At 58.1% G+C, this 637-nt stretch carries 1 protein-coding gene; it reads right to left on the bottom strand.

All coding sequences use genetic code 11. The features are described 5' to 3' along the window. Positions 1-59: 59 nt before the first annotated feature. On the bottom strand, positions 60-637 hold a 578-nt coding region (locus PAT3040_RS24100; RefSeq protein ID WP_181376802.1), incomplete at its 5' end, for a PQQ-dependent sugar dehydrogenase.

Genomic DNA, 637 nt, shown 5'->3' with positions numbered 1-637 from the left:
CACCCCCGTGTAGCCATAATCCCACGCCGCCTTATAAGGTGAGTTCTCCCCCATCCTCGTCAAGACGGATAATCCATAACAACCAGCCGATCTTCCGCCTCCGAGGAGATTCCCCCGCGACCGTCGGTGTTGTTGGTGATGAAATAGAGCTTGTCGCCGACCAGCTTGACGTTCCGGATCCGTCCTTCATCCTTGTGAATAACCGCCATCTCGCCTGTAGAAGGCGTATATCGGTAGATCGCCTCGCCTCGGAGCGTCGCGATGACCAGCCTTCCCTCGTCGTCGATAACCGTACCGGATGGCGCGATCGCAGGGTTTCCCGTATGGTATACCGGAGGCGTCAGTCCTTCCTTCTTATCGTCTCCATAGACGGTCGGCCAGCCGTAATTGGCGCCAGGCTGGATGACGTTAATCTCGTCATGTCCGCCAGGATTGCCCGACGGGCCATGCTCTGTGCTGTACATGCTGCCGTCCTTCGTCCACGCCAGCCCTTGCGGATTGCGGTGTCCGTACGAATATACGTATGAGTTCGGGAACGGATTGTCGGTCGGGATATCCCCGTCCAGCGTCATCCGCAATATTTTGCCGGCCAGACTGTCCCGGTTCTGCGCTTCGCTTCGATTTTCCGCATCGCCCG

This window comes from Paenibacillus agaridevorans, from assembly GCF_003112455.1.
GTDB classification, from domain to species: Bacteria; Bacillota; Bacilli; order Paenibacillales; family Paenibacillaceae; genus Pristimantibacillus; species Pristimantibacillus agaridevorans.
The sequence above is the reverse complement of the archived record's forward strand: the minus strand, read 5'-3'. Positions and strand labels throughout refer to the sequence as shown.